The 17,031-nt window shown below is 67.9% G+C and carries 15 protein-coding genes; 14 read left to right on the top strand and 1 reads right to left on the bottom strand.

All coding sequences use genetic code 11. The features are described from left to right. Nucleotides 1-7 precede the first annotated feature (7 nt). A complete protein-coding gene (locus BLU20_RS11225) occupies nucleotides 8-1,039 on the top strand; it encodes a 4-hydroxy-3-methylbut-2-enyl diphosphate reductase (RefSeq protein WP_083372562.1) in 1,032 nt (343 codons plus the stop codon). 55 nt (nucleotides 1,040-1,094) lie between these two features. Here BLU20_RS11225 and BLU20_RS11220 read toward each other — a convergent pair whose 3' ends face one another. Further along, nucleotides 1,095-2,462 (bottom strand): DNA recombination protein RmuC, encoded by a 1,368-nt coding sequence (locus tag BLU20_RS11220; protein WP_083372561.1) that lies wholly within the window; start codon nucleotides 2,460-2,462, stop codon nucleotides 1,095-1,097. A 140-nt stretch (nucleotides 2,463-2,602) separates the two neighbouring features. On the opposite strand from BLU20_RS11220, the gene BLU20_RS11215 reads away from it, so the two are divergent. The 13 genes from BLU20_RS11215 (at nucleotide 2,603) to BLU20_RS11155 (ending at nucleotide 16,976) form a co-directional block, all read left to right on the top strand. Further along, nucleotides 2,603-3,433, top strand: coding sequence for an ABC transporter ATP-binding protein (locus BLU20_RS11215; RefSeq protein ID WP_083373043.1), 831 nt, complete (start codon nucleotides 2,603-2,605; stop codon nucleotides 3,431-3,433). Continuing rightward, entirely contained in the window at nucleotides 3,418-5,004 is a 1,587-nt protein-coding gene (locus BLU20_RS11210) for a hypothetical protein (protein ID WP_083372560.1), read from the top strand. Before BLU20_RS11215 ends, BLU20_RS11210 begins: the two co-directional genes overlap by 16 nt. Nucleotides 5,005-5,032: 28 nt before the next feature. Then, on the top strand, nucleotides 5,033-6,118 hold the full coding sequence (ychF, locus tag BLU20_RS11205) for a redox-regulated ATPase YchF (protein WP_083372559.1): 1,086 nt from the start codon (nucleotides 5,033-5,035) through the stop codon (nucleotides 6,116-6,118). Nucleotides 6,119-6,151: 33 nt separating this feature from the next. Continuing rightward, entirely contained in the window at nucleotides 6,152-6,433 is a 282-nt protein-coding gene (locus BLU20_RS11200) for a type II toxin-antitoxin system RelE/ParE family toxin (RefSeq protein ID WP_083372558.1), read from the top strand. Beyond that, nucleotides 6,408-6,728, top strand: coding sequence for a HigA family addiction module antitoxin (locus BLU20_RS11195; RefSeq protein ID WP_083372557.1), 321 nt, complete (start codon nucleotides 6,408-6,410; stop codon nucleotides 6,726-6,728). Before BLU20_RS11200 ends, BLU20_RS11195 begins: the two co-directional genes overlap by 26 nt. Next, entirely contained in the window at nucleotides 6,725-7,219 is a 495-nt protein-coding gene (locus tag BLU20_RS11190) for an HIT family protein (protein ID WP_083372556.1), read from the top strand. Before BLU20_RS11195 ends, BLU20_RS11190 begins: the two co-directional genes overlap by 4 nt. A 190-nt stretch (nucleotides 7,220-7,409) precedes the next feature. Further along, the gene (locus BLU20_RS11185) at nucleotides 7,410-8,237 is read left to right on the top strand and encodes a CPBP family intramembrane glutamic endopeptidase (protein WP_083372555.1); all 828 of its coding nucleotides are present in this window, start codon (nucleotides 7,410-7,412) and stop codon (nucleotides 8,235-8,237) included. A 196-nt stretch (nucleotides 8,238-8,433) separates the two neighbouring features. Next, nucleotides 8,434-8,997: a dihydrofolate reductase family protein gene (locus tag BLU20_RS11180; RefSeq protein ID WP_083372554.1), complete on the top strand. Its 564-nt coding sequence runs from the start codon at nucleotides 8,434-8,436 to the stop codon at nucleotides 8,995-8,997. Between the two features lie 156 nt (nucleotides 8,998-9,153). After that, the gene (locus tag BLU20_RS11175; RefSeq protein WP_231959204.1) at nucleotides 9,154-11,037 is read left to right on the top strand and encodes a BCCT family transporter; all 1,884 of its coding nucleotides are present in this window, start codon (nucleotides 9,154-9,156) and stop codon (nucleotides 11,035-11,037) included. 192 nt (nucleotides 11,038-11,229) lie between these two features. Further along, on the top strand, nucleotides 11,230-12,942 hold the full coding sequence (locus BLU20_RS11170; RefSeq protein WP_172829069.1) for a peptide ABC transporter substrate-binding protein: 1,713 nt from the start codon (nucleotides 11,230-11,232) through the stop codon (nucleotides 12,940-12,942). Between the two features lie 149 nt (nucleotides 12,943-13,091). Then, nucleotides 13,092-14,018, top strand: coding sequence for an ABC transporter permease (locus BLU20_RS11165; protein WP_029252359.1), 927 nt, complete (start codon nucleotides 13,092-13,094; stop codon nucleotides 14,016-14,018). Further along, a complete protein-coding gene (locus BLU20_RS11160; RefSeq protein ID WP_081829600.1) occupies nucleotides 14,011-14,991 on the top strand; it encodes an ABC transporter permease in 981 nt (326 codons plus the stop codon). The genes BLU20_RS11165 and BLU20_RS11160 overlap by 8 nt, the downstream gene beginning before the upstream one ends. Beyond that, nucleotides 14,988-16,976: a dipeptide ABC transporter ATP-binding protein gene (locus BLU20_RS11155; RefSeq protein ID WP_029252361.1), complete on the top strand. Its 1,989-nt coding sequence runs from the start codon at nucleotides 14,988-14,990 to the stop codon at nucleotides 16,974-16,976. Before BLU20_RS11160 ends, BLU20_RS11155 begins: the two co-directional genes overlap by 4 nt. Nucleotides 16,977-17,031 lie beyond the last annotated feature (55 nt).

The raw sequence follows: 17,031 nt of genomic DNA, 5'->3' as shown, positions 1-17,031 counted from the left end.
TGGGGCGGTGACTTCTTCGACTGTGTCTCCGACCGTGACCGACACGAAGCGTGTGCTCCTGGCCGCGCCACGTGGGTACTGCGCCGGCGTGGACCGCGCCGTCGTGGCCGTCGAGAAGGCCCTGGAGCACTATGGAGCGCCCGTCTACGTGCGCAAGGAGATCGTGCACAACAAGCACGTGGTGGCGACGCTCTCGGAGCGCGGCGCCGTCTTCGTGGACGAGACGGACCAGGTGCCGGAGGGTGCACGGGTCGTGTTCTCCGCCCACGGGGTCTCGCCGGCGGTGAAAGCCTCGGCCGCCGAGCGCAACCTCGACACGATCGACGCGACCTGCCCGCTCGTGACCAAGGTGCACAAGGAGGCCGTCCGGTTCGCTCGCGACGACTTCGACATCCTGCTGATCGGGCACGAGGGCCACGAGGAGGTCGAGGGCACCGCCGGCGAGGCCCCGGACCACGTGCAGGTCGTCAACTCGCCGGACGCGGTCGACGACGTCGTGGTGCGCGACCCCGAGAAGGTCGTCTGGATCTCGCAGACCACGCTCTCGGTCGACGAGACCATGGAGACGGTCCGTCGCCTGCGCAAGAAGTTCCCGACCCTGCAGGACCCGCCGAGCGACGACATCTGCTACGCCACGCAGAACCGGCAGGTCGCGGTGAAGAAGCTGGCTCCGGACTGCGACCTCGTGATCGTCGTGGGCTCGGCCAACTCCTCGAACTCCGTCCGCCTCGTCGAGGTGGCCCTCGAGGCCGGCGCCAGGACGTCCTACCGGATCGACCGTGCTGCCGAGATCGACGAGGCCTGGTTCGACGGCGTGCGGACGGTCGGCGTCACGTCGGGGGCGTCGGTTCCCGAGATCCTCGTCGACGACGTGCTCCGCTACCTCGCGGACCGCGGGTACGACACGGTCGAGGAGGTCCGGACGGCGACGGAGGACCTGATGTTCTCGCTTCCTCGCGAGCTGCGCACCGACCTGAAGGCCGCCGGAACCGCCCCGCAGCAGGGCGGCCGGCGCTCGCTGTCGGTCGACCCGATCTAGGCGGACCGCGCCCGGCGGTGGGGCCGCGCTCCGACTCCGTCGGGCGTGAGGCGCGTCATCGGTCGTTGGCCGCCGAGCGGGTCCCGGTGGTTTCGTCGGCGTCACGCTCCTGGTCGTCGATCGCGACCACGTCGCCCTCCTCCGCCGCGATCAGCTCGGGCTTGGTGATCGGTCGAGGGGTCTCGTCGATCCCCTCGAGCTCCTCGATCGACTCCTTGGGATCGACGACCTGCAGCTCGACCATCCGTCGCGCCGAGGTGAGGACGTTGCGTTCGAGCGACCCGATCATCGAGTTGTAGGCCTTGGTCGACGACTCCAGCGCCCGGCCCATCTTCGTCACGTGCCCCGTCATCGTCACGAGGCGCGAGTGCAGCTCCTTGCCCACGCGGAGCACCTGCTGGGCGTTGTCGGCGAGGGCCTGCTGACGCCAGGAGTAGGCGACGGTGCGCAGCAGGGCGAGCAACGTCGTCGGGCTCGCGAGGATCACGTTCTTGCGCGCGGCTTCCTCCATCAGCGAGGGGTCGCGGTCGAGGGCCGCGGAGAGGAACGCCTCAGCGGGGACGAACATCACGACGAACTCGGGGGCGTTGTCGAAGAGGTCCCAGTACCGCTTCGAGGCCAGGTCGTCGACGTGCTTGCGCACGTGGCGGACGTGCGCCTCCATCCGCTCCTCACGTCGAGCGGGGTCGTCGCTCTGCTGCGCCTCGAGGTACCCGAGGAACGCGACCTTGGAGTCGACGACGATCGTCTTGCCGCCCGCCAGGTGGACGACCATGTCAGGACGAAGTGCCTCTCCGTCGGACGTCGTCGCCTGCACCTGGACGTCGAAGTCCACCTGCTCCATCATGCCCGCGGCCTCGACGACCCGCTGCAGCTGGAGCTCGCCCCACGCGCCGCGCTGCTGGGAGGAACGGAGGGCCGTGACCAGGTCGCTCGTGCCCTTGCTGAGCTCGCGCGAGGCGTCCGCCAGACCGCGCATCTTCTCGCCGAGGCGGGAGTCGAACTCGATGCGCTGCTTCTCCTGCTCGGCAACCTCGGCGCGCACCTGCTCGAGGCTCTTGCCGATGGGGTCGAGGAGCGTGCGGAACGCCTGCTCCCGCTGGGCGAGGGCGTCGTCGTTGCGGGCGGTGGTCCGGCTGAGCCGCTGCTCGGCGAGCGAGAGGAACTGCTCGTTGTTCTTGGCGAGCGCGTCCCCGGCGAGGACGCTGAACCGGCGCGCGGCCGCCTCCTGCTCCTCGCGTGCCGCGCGGACCTGCAGCTCGGTCTCCCGCCGGGTGCTCTGCAGCTCGGCCCGCAGTCGCGCGAGCTCGTGGTCCGCCTCGCGCCGACCCTGCCCGTCGCGGACGATGCGCCAGAGGTAGCCGATGGCCACACCGAGCAGGACGGCGCCGACGACCAGGACGAAAACGACCGATATCTCCATGTGTGAACCTTGGCACGGCCCACCGACACGGAGCGGCCGAGCGCGCCCGTCGCCGTCCGACTGTCCACAGGGCCTTGGCCCCGACGTCGTCGGATGCGTTAGGTTGCTGGCAGCGAGGACGACGTGGGGGGATCGTGGACGTGCACGAGGCACAGGACGACGGCGCGCGTGCGGTCAGCACGACGCCCGAAGGATCACCGACGGTCGCACCGCCCGACCTCGGCGCGGCGCTGTCCGTGCGCGGGTTGTGGAAGCGGTTCGGCGACACGGTGGCGGTCCAGGGCGCGAGCCTCGACGTACCGGCCGGATCGTTCTACGGCCTGGTGGGCCCCAACGGCGCCGGCAAGACGACCACTCTCTCCATGGCCACAGGCCTGCTCCGCCCGGACCACGGGTCCGTGCACGTCCTCGGCGAGGACCTCTGGGCGTCGCCGGACGCGGTCAAGCGACGGCTCGGCGTGCTCCCGGACGGGGTCCGGCTCTTCGACCGGCTCACGGGGCGCGAGCTCGTCACGTACGCGGGCCTGCTGCGGGGCATGGACCGTGCCACCGTCGTCGAGCGCACGGACGAGCTGCTCGAGGCGTTCGACCTGACCGGCGACGCGGGCAAGCTCGTCGTCGACTACTCCGCCGGGATGACCAAGAAGATCGCGCTCGCGTCGGCGCTGATCCACGCCCCCCGTGTTCTCGTCCTCGACGAGCCGTTCGAGGCCGTCGACCCGGTCTCTGCCGCGAACATCCGCGACATCCTGCGGAACTTCGTCGCCTCGGGCGGAACCGTCGTCGTCTCGTCGCACGTCATGGACCTGGTCCAGCGGATGTGCGACCACGTGGCGGTGGTGGCGAACGGGTTCGTGCTCGCGCAGGGCACCGTCGACGACGTCCGGTCCGGGAGCAGCCTGGAGGACCGTTTCGTCGAGCTCGTCGGCGGGCGCCAGGTGTCCGAGGGACTGCAGTGGTTGCGGAGCTAGCCCGGCTCAAGCTCCGGCTGCTCGTCAACGGGTTCCGGCGGAGCATCTGGCTCACGATCGGATTCGTCCTCGGCACGCTCTACGCGCTGGCTCTCGCCACGTTCGTCGCCGGTGGAGTCGTCGTCACGGGAGTGGTCGATCCTGGTGTCGCCGGCGACGCGGTCGTACTTCTCGGGGCGTTGCTCGTCGCCGGGTGGTGGATCGGCCCGCTGCTGACGTCGGGGATGAACAACGCTCTCGACCCGCGGCGCCTCGCGCCGTTCGGGATCCCACGTCGGCAGCTCGTCATCGGGCTCGCGGTCGCAACGCTGATCGGTGTCGGCGGGCTCGCGCTCGTGATCGTGGCGCTGGCGACGGTCGCGGCGTGGTCCGCACACGTCGCCGTGATGCCGGTCGCGCTCGTCGGTGCCGTCTGCGGGGTCGCGACGTGCGTCGTCGGCTCCAGCGCACTGTCGGCGATCCTCGCGCCGGTGATGGAGTCACGTCGTGCCCGCGAGCTGAGCGGGCTCGTGATAGCCCTCCTCGGCATCGGTGTCTGGCTCGTGTTCGTCGGGACCAGCCAAGATCTGACCTTCGTGATCAGCCCCGAGTCCTTCGACGCGCTCCTGGGGTCCCTCGGCAGCGTTCTCGCCTGGACGCCGCTCGGTGCACCGTGGGCGCTCGCCGGTGACGTCGTGGACGGCGCCTGGCTCGCCCTCGCCGCGCGGGTCGCGATCGTGGCCGCCACACTGCTGCTCGCGTGGCGCGGGTGGTCCTGGGCGCTCGCGCGCGAGCTGACCGGGGGAGCACGTCAGGAGCGTTCGGTCAGCGTGGACGGGCTCGGATGGTTCGGACGCGTCGCGTCGACGCCCACGGGTGCCGTGGCCGCGCGCGCGGCGACCTACTGGCGCCGGGATCCGCGGTACTCGACCTCGCTGGCGTTCGTCCCGATCGTGCCCGTCGTGATCATCGTCATCAGTGGCGGCGATCTCACGACGTCGGCCCTCATGCTCACCGGGCCGATCATCGCCTTCCTCCTGGGCTTCGGGATCTCGTCCGACATCGCGTACGACAACAGTGCGTTCGCGCTGCACGTGACCACGGGTGTCTCAGGCCGTGCTGACCGTTGGGGCCGTGTGCTGCCCGTCCTGTTCGTCGGGCTGCCCGTCGTCGTGCTGGCCGTGATCGCCACGGCGGCGGCCAGCGGCCGGTGGGATCTCCTGGCGGTGACGCTCGGGGTCGCCGTGATGACGTTCCTCGGGACGCTCGGCACGTCGTCGGTGGCGTCGGCGCTCTATCTCTACCCGGTGCCTGAACCCGGCGAGAGTCCCTTCAAGAGCGCGCAGAGCGCGTCGCTCGCCCCGCTGATCGGTCAGTTCGGCGCGATCGCCGTCGCGGGTGTCGCGTCGCTGCCGGTCCTCGTCCTCGCGGGGCTGACCCTGCTCCTCGACCTGCCCGTCCTCGGTGTCGTGACGGCGGTCGTCGGTGCCGTCCTGGGCGCGTTCGCTCTCGTCGTGGGCGTGAGGTTCGGAGGACGGGTCTACGACCGTCGCGCTCCAGAGCTGCTCCAGCAGGTGCTCTCCTACCGATAGTCGGGTGAGGGCCGTAGACTCTTGTCACGTGGCTCTTACTATCGGCATCGTCGGCCTGCCCAACGTCGGCAAGTCCACCCTCTTCAACGCGCTGACGCGCAACCAGGTTCTCGCGGCGAACTACCCGTTCGCCACGATCGAGCCGAACGTCGGCGTCGTCCCGCTCCCCGACCCGCGGCTGGACAAGCTCGCGGAGATCTTCAGCAGCGAGCGGACGCTTCCCGCGACCGTGTCGTTCGTCGACATCGCGGGGATCGTCAAGGGCGCCAGCGAGGGGGAGGGCCTCGGTAACAAGTTCCTCGCGAACATCCGTGAGGCCGAGGCGATCTGCCAGGTCACCCGCGCGTTCGACGACCCTGACGTCGTGCGTGTCGACGGATCCGTCGACTCCGCCGGCGACATCGAGACCATCAGCACCGAGCTCGTGCTCGCGGACCTCCAGACCCTCGAGAAGACGCTCCCGCGTCTCGAGAAGGAGGTCAAGATCAAGCGGGGCGACCCCGCGCTGGTCGACGCCGCGCACAAGGCTCAGGCGATCCTCGAGACGGGGGCGACCCTCTATCAGGGCGCGGCAGCGGCCGGCCTGGACCTCGAGGACGTCGCCAGCTTCCAGCTCCTGACCGCGAAGCCGTTCATCTACGTGTTCAACACCGACGACGAGGGGCTGGCCGACACCGCCCGCCAGGAGCAGCTGCGCGAGCTCGTCGCGCCCGCCCACGCCATCTTCCTGGATGCGAAGTTCGAGGCGGAGCTCGTCGAGCTTGAGCCCGACGAGGCCGCCGAGATGCTCGCCGAGACGGGCCAGACGGAGGCGGGTCTCGACCAGCTGGCACGCGTGGGGTTCGAGACGCTCGGTCTGCAGACGTACCTGACCGCGGGACCCAAGGAGTCACGAGCCTGGACCATCCACCGCGGGTGGACGGCACCGCAGGCCGCGGGTGTCATCCACACCGACTTCGAACGAGGCTTCATCAAGGCCGAGGTCATCTCGTTCGACGACCTCGTCGAGGCCGGGTCGGTGCAGTCGGCGCGGTCGGCCGGCAAGGCCCGTGTGGAGGGCAAGGACTACGTGATGCAGGACGGCGACGTCGTGGAGTTCAGGTTTAACGTCTAGCGTTAATGACGGGCTTCGTTATATTCTGGAATCGTGATCAGATCCTTCGGCAGCAAGAGCACCGAACGGATCTGGCACGAGCAGTACGTCAAGCACGTCGATCGGACCGTGCAGAGAGCGACTTTGCGGAAGGTTGAATTGATCCACGCCGCTCAGGACGTCGAGGACCTGCGGATCCCACCGGGGACCCGTCTGGAACTTCTCGTCGGGGATCACCGTGGGCAGCACAGCATCCGAGTGAACGCGCGATGGCGTCTCTGCTTCGTCTGGAGAGAGGGAGGCGCGGACGATGTCGAACTCGTCGACTACCACTGAGGCCGATCTGATCGAGCCGATCCACCCCGGAGAGATCCTGATGGAGGACTTCATCGAGGGGTTCGGGATCACGCAGAACAAGCTCGCGGTCTCGATCGGTGTGCCGCCGCGTCGGATCAACGAGATCGTGCACGGCAAGCGCGGCATTACTGCCGACACGGCGATCCGGCTGGCACGGTACTTCGGGACGTCCGAGGAGCTCTGGATGAACCTGCAGTCGAACTATGAGCTACGGCTCGAGCGGCGCGTTCTGCGCGAGAAGGTCGCGGCGATCACACCCCTCGCGGTCGCGTGAGCGACTGGCGCTCGGATCGCGTGAGGTCCGCGCTCGCGGGAGAGAACCCGACCGTGCTTGCGGAGCTTGACCATTCGTTCGCGGTCATCGGGGACGTGCAGTGGTTGCCGGGCTATTCGCTGGCGCTCACGAAGGTTCCCGGGGTGGATCGGCTCACCGATCTCTCCCGCGCGGAACGCGTTCGCTACCTGGCCGACGTGGATCTCATCGCGACCGCCGTCGAGAGCGTGTGCTCTCGACACGACGAGACGTTTCGGCGCGTGAACGTCGAGATCCTTGGCAATACGGACGCCTTCCTGCACGCCCACGTCTGGCCGCGCTACGGCTGGGAGCCGCCCGAGCGTGTCACGAAGCCGGTGTGGCTGTACTCGCCGGATCGCTGGGCTGATGAACGGTACAGACTGAGCCCGGCCCACGATCGGTTGCGCGCAGACCTCGCAGCAGAGGTTCGTCGCCTACGGGGCGCGGTGGAGTTCCGCGACACCCTGTAGGCACCGTTCCACCTCCGACGCTCTCGCACGATCCTGGCGTCTTCAGATCCGGCGCCTGAGAGCCGACGCCAGAGATGCGGGCGACGCAAGGTCCGACTTCGCGGACGACCGCGCCTCTGCTTTCCCGAGCGATGCGGTGTGGTGCTGGTCTACAGTCCAAGAACTTCAGGCTTGGACCGAAAGGACTCTGATGGGCACGAGCGTCGAGCCGGCGGCCGGAACTCGGATCGTGCGCCAGCTGGTCTGGTACTTCGGCGGCCTGATCGCGACGTACGTGGCGGGCCTGGTCATCTTCTGGCCGCCGTCCGGCGAGCAGCCGAACGAGGCGATCTTCGTGGTGCTGATGTTCGCGCCGACCGTCGGTGCGGTCCTGGCCTGGTTGTGCGCGGGCGCGCGGATCCAGTGGGGGCGTCCAAACCTGTGGCTTCTCGCCGGGCTGATCCCGGCGCTGGCTGTCCTCGGCGTCTACCTGCTCGGCTCGACCATCGGATGGGACGTGGAGGACCCGAGCCTCCTGCGCGCCGCACTGACAGCAGCTCCCGTCGCGATCTTCTCCGCCGCGCTGACCGCGGTCGGGGAGGAGATCGGCTGGCGCGGCTTCCTGTGGCCGCTGCTTCGCGGCAGATCAGGCTTCTGGGTCGCGAGCCTGATCACGATGGTGATCTGGTGGGCCTACCACGTGCCCCTGATCCTCTTGGGCTGGTACGGCGATGCTGGCCACCTCCCGGCCTTCACCGTCGCCATCGTCGGGATCACGCTGTTCATCGGCGTCATCACCGACCGGTCGCGCTCGCTGTGGCCCAGCGTCGTCGCGCACGGGGCGTGGAACGGGCTGGTCGCCACCAGCTTCGCCGTCACCGAGGGTGACGAGAGCATCCCGGCGTTCGCCGGCAGCGACGAGCTCATGGGTGAGTTCGGCTGGCTGGCCGCAGTGACGATCCTGGTGGTCGGGGTGGTCGCAGCGCTCTGGCACACCCGGACGATGGCGGCGCCGATCTCGTCCGCGAAGACGGGCTGAAGCCCTGCCCGACGCACGACCCGGTCACGACGCGGTTGCCGAGGACACACCCGCATGGGGCGCCGCTGGATCCAGCCCGATGTCGCGGCAGGGCGAGGCAATTTCGAGCCTTCAGCCCGCTCAGGCGTCGTCGCCCCGCGGGAACAAGGTCTTCTCCTGCCTGTCGAACTTCGATTAGGCGGCCTATTGTCCTTCTATGGGGCTCTTGACCTTCAGCATCAACGTCACCCTCGACGGCTGTGTCGACCACCAGGAGGGGATCGTCGACGACGAGACCCACGCCTACTTCACCCGCCTCCTCGGTGAGAGCGGGGCGATGCTCTGGGGGCGCACCACCTACGAGATGATGGAGTCCTACTGGCCGGCGGTGGCGAGCGGTGCCGTGGACGCGCCGGCCGCGCTGGTCGAGTGGGCGACCACGCTCGAGACCAAGCCCAAGTACGTCGTCTCGTCCACCCGGGACGACTTTCCGTGGACGAACACCCGACGTCTGGTGGGTGACCTCGCGACGGCCGTCGAGCGGCTCAAGGACGACGTCCCGGACGGCGTCCTGCTCGGCAGCGGCAGGCTGGCGACGGAGCTCGACCGGCTCGGTCTGATCGACGAGTACCGGTTTCTCGTCCACCCCGTGATCGCCGGGCACGGTCCCACGCTCTACGAGCGAGGCCTGCCCGACGCGCGTCGACTCGACCTGGTCTCGGCGAAGCCCATGAGCAACGGCGTCGTCGTGATGCACTACACGCGGGTCGGTCACCCGTAGTACACGGCCTCGTCGTCCGGGGAAGGTTCCTCGAACCGCGAACAAGTCGTGCATTTCCCGTGCTCCGGTTGTGGAGACGGGCACCCTCCGTCACTGTGGTTCCAGACAACTCGGGCAATCGTCCGAGCAACGGATCGCACAGACGGGAGGACGGCCGTGAGCGACCCCAACAGCACGCCGGACGACGGCGAGAGTACCCAGGAGGCCATGCCCGAGGAGGCCGGAACGCCGGCAACCGTCGGAGCAGCCGCAGCAGAATCGACGGATGCCGAGGGCACCACCGTCGTCCACCCGGAGCATCTCTCCGAGCACCCGGCCCACGCGGCCGACACCGCGGTACTGCCCGGCGAACCCGTGGGTTCCCGCAAGGGGATCCACTCGGTCGCGCCGCGCGTCTTCTACCCCGCTGCGGGCCTGATCCTCGTCTTCGTCCTCGTGACGATGATCTTCACCGACACGATGGAGTCGGTGATGGCCACGCTCCAGGCCGACGTGGTCGGGGCGTTCGGCTGGTACTACATCCTTCTCGTGGCGGTCTTCGTGGCCGTGGCGATCTGGATGGGGGTCAGCCGCTTCGGCGACATCGTGCTCGCCAAGGACGGGGACGAGAAGCCCGATTTCTCCATGCCGGCGTGGTTCGCGATGCTGTTCGCCACCGGGATGGGCATCGGCCTCGTCTACTGGGGCGTCGCCGAGCCGCTCAGCCACTACATCTCCCCGAAGCCGGGCGTCGAGGGGAGCCAGGCCGAGCTGGCCCAGCAGGCGATGGCGCAGAGCTATCTGCACTGGGGGGTGCACGCCTGGGCCATCTACGTGATCATCGGCCTCGCTCTCGCCTACGCGATTCATCGCAAGGGGCGCCCGGTGTCGATCCGGTGGGCGCTCGAGCCATTGTTCGGAGACCGGGTCAAGGGACGGCTCGGCGACGCGATCGACGTCATCGCCATCATCGGCACGGTGTTCGGCGTTGCGACGTCGCTCGGGTTCGGCGTGATCCAGATCAGCGCAGGACTGGGCTTCGTGGGCCTGGCGACCCCCGGGACCGCACTGCAGATCGGTCTGATCGCCGGCATCACGGCGGTCGCGACGCTCTCGGTCGTCTCGGGCGTCGGCAAGGGCATCAAGTGGCTCTCCAACGGCAACATGGTCGCCGCGGCCTTCCTGCTGGTCGTCGTGCTCGTCCTCGGGCCGACGCTGTTCCTGCTGCAGGACTTCGTCCAGTCGATCGGCTACTACCTCGCCAACGTGCTCCAGATGACGTTCGACAACACCGCGTACCAGGGTGAGGCCGGGCAGGAGTGGCAGGCCTCGTGGACGACGTTCTACTGGGGCTGGTGGATCTCGTGGGCGCCCTTCGTCGGCGTGTTCATCGCGCGGATCTCCAAGGGTCGGACGGTCCGCGAGTTCGTCGGCGGCACGCTGCTCGTGCCGACAGCGGTCACGTTCCTCTGGTTCTCGATCATGGGTGGGAGCGCGCTGTACCGCCAGATGTTCACCGACAACCCGCTCGTCGCCGAGGGGGAGTCGGTCAACACCGACACGGCCCTGTTCCAGCTGATCGGCGATCTTCCGGGCGGTCCGGTCTGGGTGGGGCTCGCCATCATCCTGATCGCGCTGTTCTTCGTGACCTCCTCGGACTCCGGTTCGTTCGTCGTCGACATGCTGGCGTCCGGCGGCGACCCGAACCCGCCGATCTGGAGCCGGATCTTCTGGGCGATCACGGAGGGCCTGGTCGCGGCGTCGCTGCTCCTTGCAGGGTCAGGTGGTCTCGGTGCGCTGCAGACGGCAGCCATCCTGATCGCGCTGCCGTTCTCGTTCGTCATGATCGGGATGCTCTTCGCCCTGATCAAGGCGTTCCGCGAGGAGCACAACGCGATCCTGCGTGCCGAGCGCAAGCGCAACAGACGCCTGCTCACCGAACACGTGACGGAGCAGGTGACCGAGCATGTCTCGGAGCAGCTCGACGACTACTTCGACTCGCAGCCGCGGGTCACCGTGCGGGGGACTGCTCGCAGACTCTTCCGCCGACGCAAGGCATGAAAGGGGGCAGGGGGTAGAACGCAGGTGCCCGACGTCACAGATTACGGTTTGGTCACGGAGAGATAACGAGCCGATAACGGAGGTTACTCCCCAGTACCGAACCGATAACGTCGGGCAGGCAAATGACAGAAATCGCGACATAAGGTCCCCGGGGCGACGTACGCTCACCCGGTCCGAACGATGGACCGCGTGATGACAACAGCACCCGACCCCGGGGGCGCGTCCGCGGCCAAGGCGTCGTCGGTGGCAGAACCTGCCGCCGTCCTCGGAGGAGGAACAGTGAAGATCAAGCGATTTACGGGGCTCACCGCGGCTATCGCCGTGGGTGCGCTCACGCTCACCGCATGCTCCAGCTCGTCGGATGACGAGGCCACCACTGAGGAGTCGACCGGTGCGAGCACCGGCATCGTCTCCGTAAACGGCTCGGAGCCCCAGAACCCTCTCGTCCCTGCAAACACCAACGAGACCGGCGGCGGGCTTCTGCTCGACCAGCTGTTCTCGGGTCTCGTCTACTACGACGCGGACGGCGCGGCGCACAACGAAGTCGCCGAGTCGATCGAGTCCGACGACCAGCAGAACTGGACGATCACCCTCAAGGAGGGGTGGACGTTCTCGGACGGCTCGCCCGTCACCGCGTCCAGCTTCGTCGAGGCCTGGAACTGGGGCGCGCTGCTCAGCAACGCCACCCTCTCCAGCTACTTCTTCGAGCCCATCGAGGGCTTCAGCTACGACGAGGAGTCCGAGCTCAAGGGCCAGGGTCTCGAGGTCGTCGACGACCAGACCTTCACGGTCAAGCTGAAGCAGCCCGAGGCTGACTTCCCGCTGCGCCTGGGCTACTCGGCGTTTTACCCGCTGCCGGAGTCGTTCTTCGACGACCCCGAGGCGTTCGGCGAGGCACCGGTCGGCAACGGCCCGTACGTCCTCGACGAGTGGACGCACGACGCCGAGGCGACGTTCTCCCCGAACGAGGAGTACGCCGGCGAGCGCACCGCCCAGAACGGTGGCGTGAACGTGAAGTTCTACCAGACCCAGGAAGCGGCCTACAACGACCTGCTTGCCGGCCAGCTGGACATCATCACGGCGGTCCCGGACAGCGCGTTCGAGACCTACGAGAGCGACCTGGGCGACCGTGCGGTCAACCAGCCCGCCGCGATTTTCCAGTCCTTCACCATCCCGGAGGAGCTCGAGGGCTTCACGGGTGAGGAGGGCGACCTGCGTCGTGCCGCCATCTCGAAGGCGATCGACCGCGACACGATCACGGACGCGATCTTCTCGGGCACGCGTACCCCGGCCAGCGACTTCACCTCGCCGGTCATCGACGGCTGGAGCGACTCCGTTCCGGGCGCCGAGGTCACGCAGTACGACGAGGCCGAGGCTCAGGACCTGTGGGCACAGGCCAACGAGATCGCCGAGTGGCCCGAGGACCGCACGTTCACGATCGGCTACAACGCCGACGGTGGGCACCAGGCCTGGGTCGACGCGACCACGAACTCGATCAAGAACGTGCTCGGCATCCAGGCCGAGGGCAACGCCTACCCGGCGTTCGCCGAGTTCCGCGAGGACATCACCAACCGCTCGATCGACGGTGCCTTCCGCACCGGCTGGCAGGCGGACTACCCGGCTCTGGGTAACTTCCTCGGCCCGATCTACAAGACCGGTGCCGGCTCGAACGACGGTGACTACTCGAACGCCGACTTCGACGCTCTCCTCGACGAGGCCGCCTCGGCTCCGTCGGTCGAGGACTCGAACGCCCTCTACCAGCAGGCGCAGGAGATCCTCTTCCAGGACCTCCCCGCGATCCCGCTGTGGTACTCGAACGTGACCGGCGGATCCGCCGACACGGTCGAGGGCGTGGAGTTCGGCTGGAACAGCGTGCCGCTCCTGTACGAGGTCACGAAGAACTGACCACGCGTAGCCGTCACGTCGGGGTGGGACTCTCTTTCGAGGGTTCCGCCCCGACGTGGCGGTTCGCTGTCGATCGCGGCAAGGGATAAGGTGCCTCGGCACCACGATCGTGTGTTCGCATCGGCGGTGACTGGACGAAAGGCAACCTGATGGCGTGGTACGTGGCCCGACGGGTCATGCAGCTCATCCCCGTTTTTCTCGGGGCGACGCTGCTCATCTATTCGCTGGTGTTCCTGCTTCCCGGGGACCCGATCCAAGCGCTCGGTGGCGAGCGCGGAGTTCCCCCGGCTGTCGCTGATCAGCTGAGGGCTCAGTACAACCTCGACAAGCCCTTCATCGTGCAGTACCTGCTGTACCTGCAGGGGCTCTTCTCCTTCGATCTCGGCGTGTCGTTCTCCGGCCGCGAGATCTCCGAGATCATTGCGTCCGCGTTCCCGACGACGTTCCAGCTCGCGATCATGGCTCTCGTCATCGAGACCGTGCTCGGTGTCGGCGTCGGTCTGATCGCGGGTCTGCGCAAGGGCGGCATCTTCGACGCGACGTTCCTGATCGTCTCGCTCCTGGTGATCGCCGTGCCGATCTTCGTGATCGGCTTCGTGTTCCAGTTCCTGTTCGGAGTGCAGCTCGGCTGGTTCCCGCCGACGGTGGGGTCGGACGTCAGCTTCTACACGTTGATGCTCCCTGCGATCGTCCTGGGTTCGGTGTCGTTCGCGTACGTCATGCGACTGACCCGGACGACGGTCGCCGAGAACCTTGGCGCTGACTACGTCCGTACGGCGACGGCCAAGGGCCTGAGTCGTCGTCGGGTCGTCTCGGTGCACGTCCTCCGCAACTCGATGATCCCGGTCGTGACGTTCCTGGGTGTCGACCTCGGTGCCCTGATGGGTGGCGCGGTCGTGACCGAGGGGATCTTCAACGTCCCCGGCATCGGCAACGCGCTGTACACCGCGATCAAGGCGCAGGACTCTCCCGCGGTTGTCTCGATCGTGACGGTGCTCGTCATCGTCTTCCTGATCGCCAACCTGCTCGTGGACCTGCTCTACGCGGTACTCGACCCGAGGATTCGATATGCCTGAGACCCCACCGACCGGCCCGTCGACCATGTCGCACGGCGACCAGCCGCGTCACGACCAAGTCCACTTCTTCGCCGACGAGGATCGGGTCGCCCTCCTCGAGGTCGACGTCCCGGACGAGACCAGCGCCCCCACGAGCCTCTGGAAGGACGCGTGGAACCAGGTCAAGGTCCGCCCGCTCTTTTGGATCTCGGCGGTGATGATCGTCCTCGTCATCCTGGTGGCGATCTTCCCGTACTGGTTCACCAACACCGAGCCGCGCCAGTGCGACCTCGCGAACAGCTACGGCGGTCCGGAGGCCGGGCACCCGTTCGGCTTCGACCGGCAGGGCTGTGACATCTACGCGCGGACGATCTACGGCGCGCGTGCGTCCGTGATCGTCGGCACGCTCACGACGATCGGTGTCACGCTGATCGGTTCGATCATCGGCGGCATCGCCGGCTTCTACGGCAAGTGGGTGGACTCGATCCTCTCCCGCATCGGCGACGTGTTCTTCGCGATCCCGCTGCTGCTCGCCGCGATCGTCACGATGCAGGTCATCGACCGGAACGTCTGGACGGTCGCACTCGTGCTGACGGTCTTCGGCTGGCCGCAGATCGCCCGTATCACCCGAGGTGCGGTGCTCTCCGTGAAGAACTCCGAGTTCGTCACGGCGTCGCAGGCGCTCGGGCTGTCCAAACCGGCAATCCTTGCCAAGCACGTCATGCCGAACGCACTGGCCCCGATCATCGTGATCGCCACGGTCTCGCTCGGTACGTTCATCGTCGCCGAGGCGACGCTGTCGTACCTCGGTATCGGCCTGCCGCCGACCGTCGTGTCCTGGGGTGGCGACATCTCCAACGCGCAGGCGGCGATCCGCACCAACGCTCAGGTCCTCTTCTACCCGGCCGGTGCGCTGGGTCTGACGGTGCTGAGCTTCATGATGATGGGTGACGTGGTGCGCGACGCGCTCGACCCGAAGGCGAGGACGCGATGAGTACAGAGTCCAGCTCGCAGTTTGTGGCGTCCGACGCAGACCAGCCGCTTCTCGAGGTCCGCGACCTCGAGGTGTCGTTCTCGACGTCGAGCGGTGAGGTCAAGGCGGTCAAGGGGGCGGACCTCACGGTCTACCCCGGGCAGACCGTCGCGATCGTCGGGGAGTCGGGCTCGGGGAAGTCGACGTCGGCGCACGCCGTCATCGGTCTGCTCCCGGAGAACGGCAGCGTCACCGGTGGAACGATCAAGTTCGCCGGCCGCGACATCACGCACCTCAAGCCCAAGGAGGCCGAGGCGCTCCGCGGTTCCGAGATCGGTCTGGTTCCTCAGGACCCGATGTCCAACCTGAACCCGGTCTGGCGGATCGGGTACCAGGTCAAGGAGTCGCTGAAGGCGAACAACGTCAAGACCTCCCGTGCGGGCCGTCAGCAGCTCTCCGGTGCGCTCGTGTCGGAGGAGCTGACGGACCACAAGGACGACGACCTCTATCTCGGCAGCGACGCGAAGAAGACCCTCATCGCCGAGCTGACGACGGCTCTGGGGCAGTCCCCGGACGCCGAGGGGAAGCTCGCGGACGCCGACGAGCGGCTCGCGGTCGGCTCGAGCACGCGCGCCGAGGTGCGCGTGATCATGGCCGAGCTCGGGCTGCCCGACGCCGAGAACAGGGTGAACTCGCTGGTCACCGGTGGGTCGATCGACGACCGTGTCGCCGGTCTGCTCGCCGAGGCGGGACTCAAGGACGCGGAACGCCGCGCCCGGCAGTACCCGCACGAGTTCTCCGGCGGCATGCGTCAGCGGGCACTGATCGCGATCGGTCTGGCGGCTCGTCCCCAGCTGCTGATCGCGGACGAGCCCACGTCGGCGCTGGACGTCACCGTCCAGCGCACGATCCTGGACCACCTGGCCGGGCTGACGAGCGAGCTCGGCACCGCCGTGCTGTTCATCACGCACGACCTGGGTCTGGCCGCCGAGCGTGCCGAGCACCTGATCGTCATGTACCGGGGCAACGTCGTCGAGTCGGGCCCTGCCCGGCAGATCCTCGACGCACCGAAGCACCCGTACACGCAGCGTCTCGTCTCCTCGGCGCCGTCCCTCGCATCGCGACGGATCCAGAGCGAGCATGCCGCGGCTGTCGCCTCGGGCACGGAGACGGGCGACTCGTCGTCGGCTCCGGCCGACAACATCATCGTGGCGAAGGACCTGACGAAGGTCTTCCGCCTGCCGGGGAAGCGTCCTGGCAGCCACACGAACTTCACCGCGGTCGACAGCATCAGCTTCGAGCTCGAGCGTGGGAAGACGCTCGCGCTCGTGGGCGAGTCGGGCTCGGGGAAGTCGACGGCGGCGAACATGGCGCTGAACCTGCTCGAGCCGACCTCCGGCTCGATCACGTTCGACGGAGTGGACGTCAGCACGCTCGGCAAGAAGGAGCTCTTCAAGTTCCGTCGCCGTGTGCAGCCGATCTTCCAGAACCCGTACGGCTCGTTGGACCCGATGTTCTCGATCTATCGGTCCATCGAGGAGCCGCTGCGGGTTCACAAGGTCGGCGACGCCAAGTCGCGCGAGGCACGGGTTCGGGAGCTTCTCGACCTCGTCTCGCTCCCGCAGTCGATGATGCGTCGGTTCCCGAACGAGCTCTCAGGCGGTCAGCGCCAGCGCGTGGCGATCGCCCGTGCGCTCGCGCTCAAGCCCGAGGTCATCGTCTGTGACGAGGCGGTCTCGGCTCTCGACGTGCTCGTTCAGGCACAGATCCTGACCCTGCTCAACGACCTGCAGGCCGAGTTCGGCCTCAGCTACCTGTTCATCACCCATGACCTTGCGGTCGTGCGGCAGATCGCAGACAGCGTCTGCGTGATGCAGAACGGGAAGATCGTCGAGGCTGCGGCCACCGACGAGGTGTTCGACAACCCGAAGCAGGCGTACACGCGCGAGCTGCTCGCCGCGATCCCCGGGGCCTCTCTCTCCATCGGTGGGGGAATGGCTTCCTGATCACGGCCGGTCCGCGCACGACGGCGCCCCTCACCCTCGCGGTGAGGGGCGCCGT

The organism is Paraoerskovia marina (assembly GCF_900105445.1).
In the GTDB taxonomy this organism is placed as follows: domain Bacteria; phylum Actinomycetota; class Actinomycetes; order Actinomycetales; family Cellulomonadaceae; genus Paraoerskovia; species Paraoerskovia marina.
The sequence above is the reverse complement of the archived record's forward strand: the minus strand, read 5'-3'. Positions and strand labels throughout refer to the sequence as shown.

Excerpts from the sequence above, each read along its gene's own strand:
- BLU20_RS11220 (WP_083372561.1), bottom strand. The coding sequence starts at position 2,462 with ATGGAGATATCGGTCGTTTTCGTCCTGGTCGTCGGCGCCGTCCTGCTC.
- BLU20_RS11195 (WP_083372557.1), top strand. The coding sequence starts at position 6,408 with ATGTCGAACTCGTCGACTACCACTGAGGCCGATCTGATCGAGCCGATC.
- BLU20_RS11185 (WP_083372555.1), top strand. The coding sequence starts at position 7,410 with ATGGGCACGAGCGTCGAGCCGGCGGCCGGAACTCGGATCGTGCGCCAG.
- BLU20_RS11180 (WP_083372554.1), top strand. The coding sequence starts at position 8,434 with ATGGGGCTCTTGACCTTCAGCATCAACGTCACCCTCGACGGCTGTGTC.
- BLU20_RS11170 (WP_172829069.1), top strand. The coding sequence starts at position 11,230 with ATGACAACAGCACCCGACCCCGGGGGCGCGTCCGCGGCCAAGGCGTCG.
- BLU20_RS11165 (WP_029252359.1), top strand. The coding sequence starts at position 13,092 with ATGGCGTGGTACGTGGCCCGACGGGTCATGCAGCTCATCCCCGTTTTT.
- BLU20_RS11160 (WP_081829600.1), top strand. The coding sequence starts at position 14,011 with ATGCCTGAGACCCCACCGACCGGCCCGTCGACCATGTCGCACGGCGAC.
- BLU20_RS11155 (WP_029252361.1), top strand. The coding sequence starts at position 14,988 with ATGAGTACAGAGTCCAGCTCGCAGTTTGTGGCGTCCGACGCAGACCAG.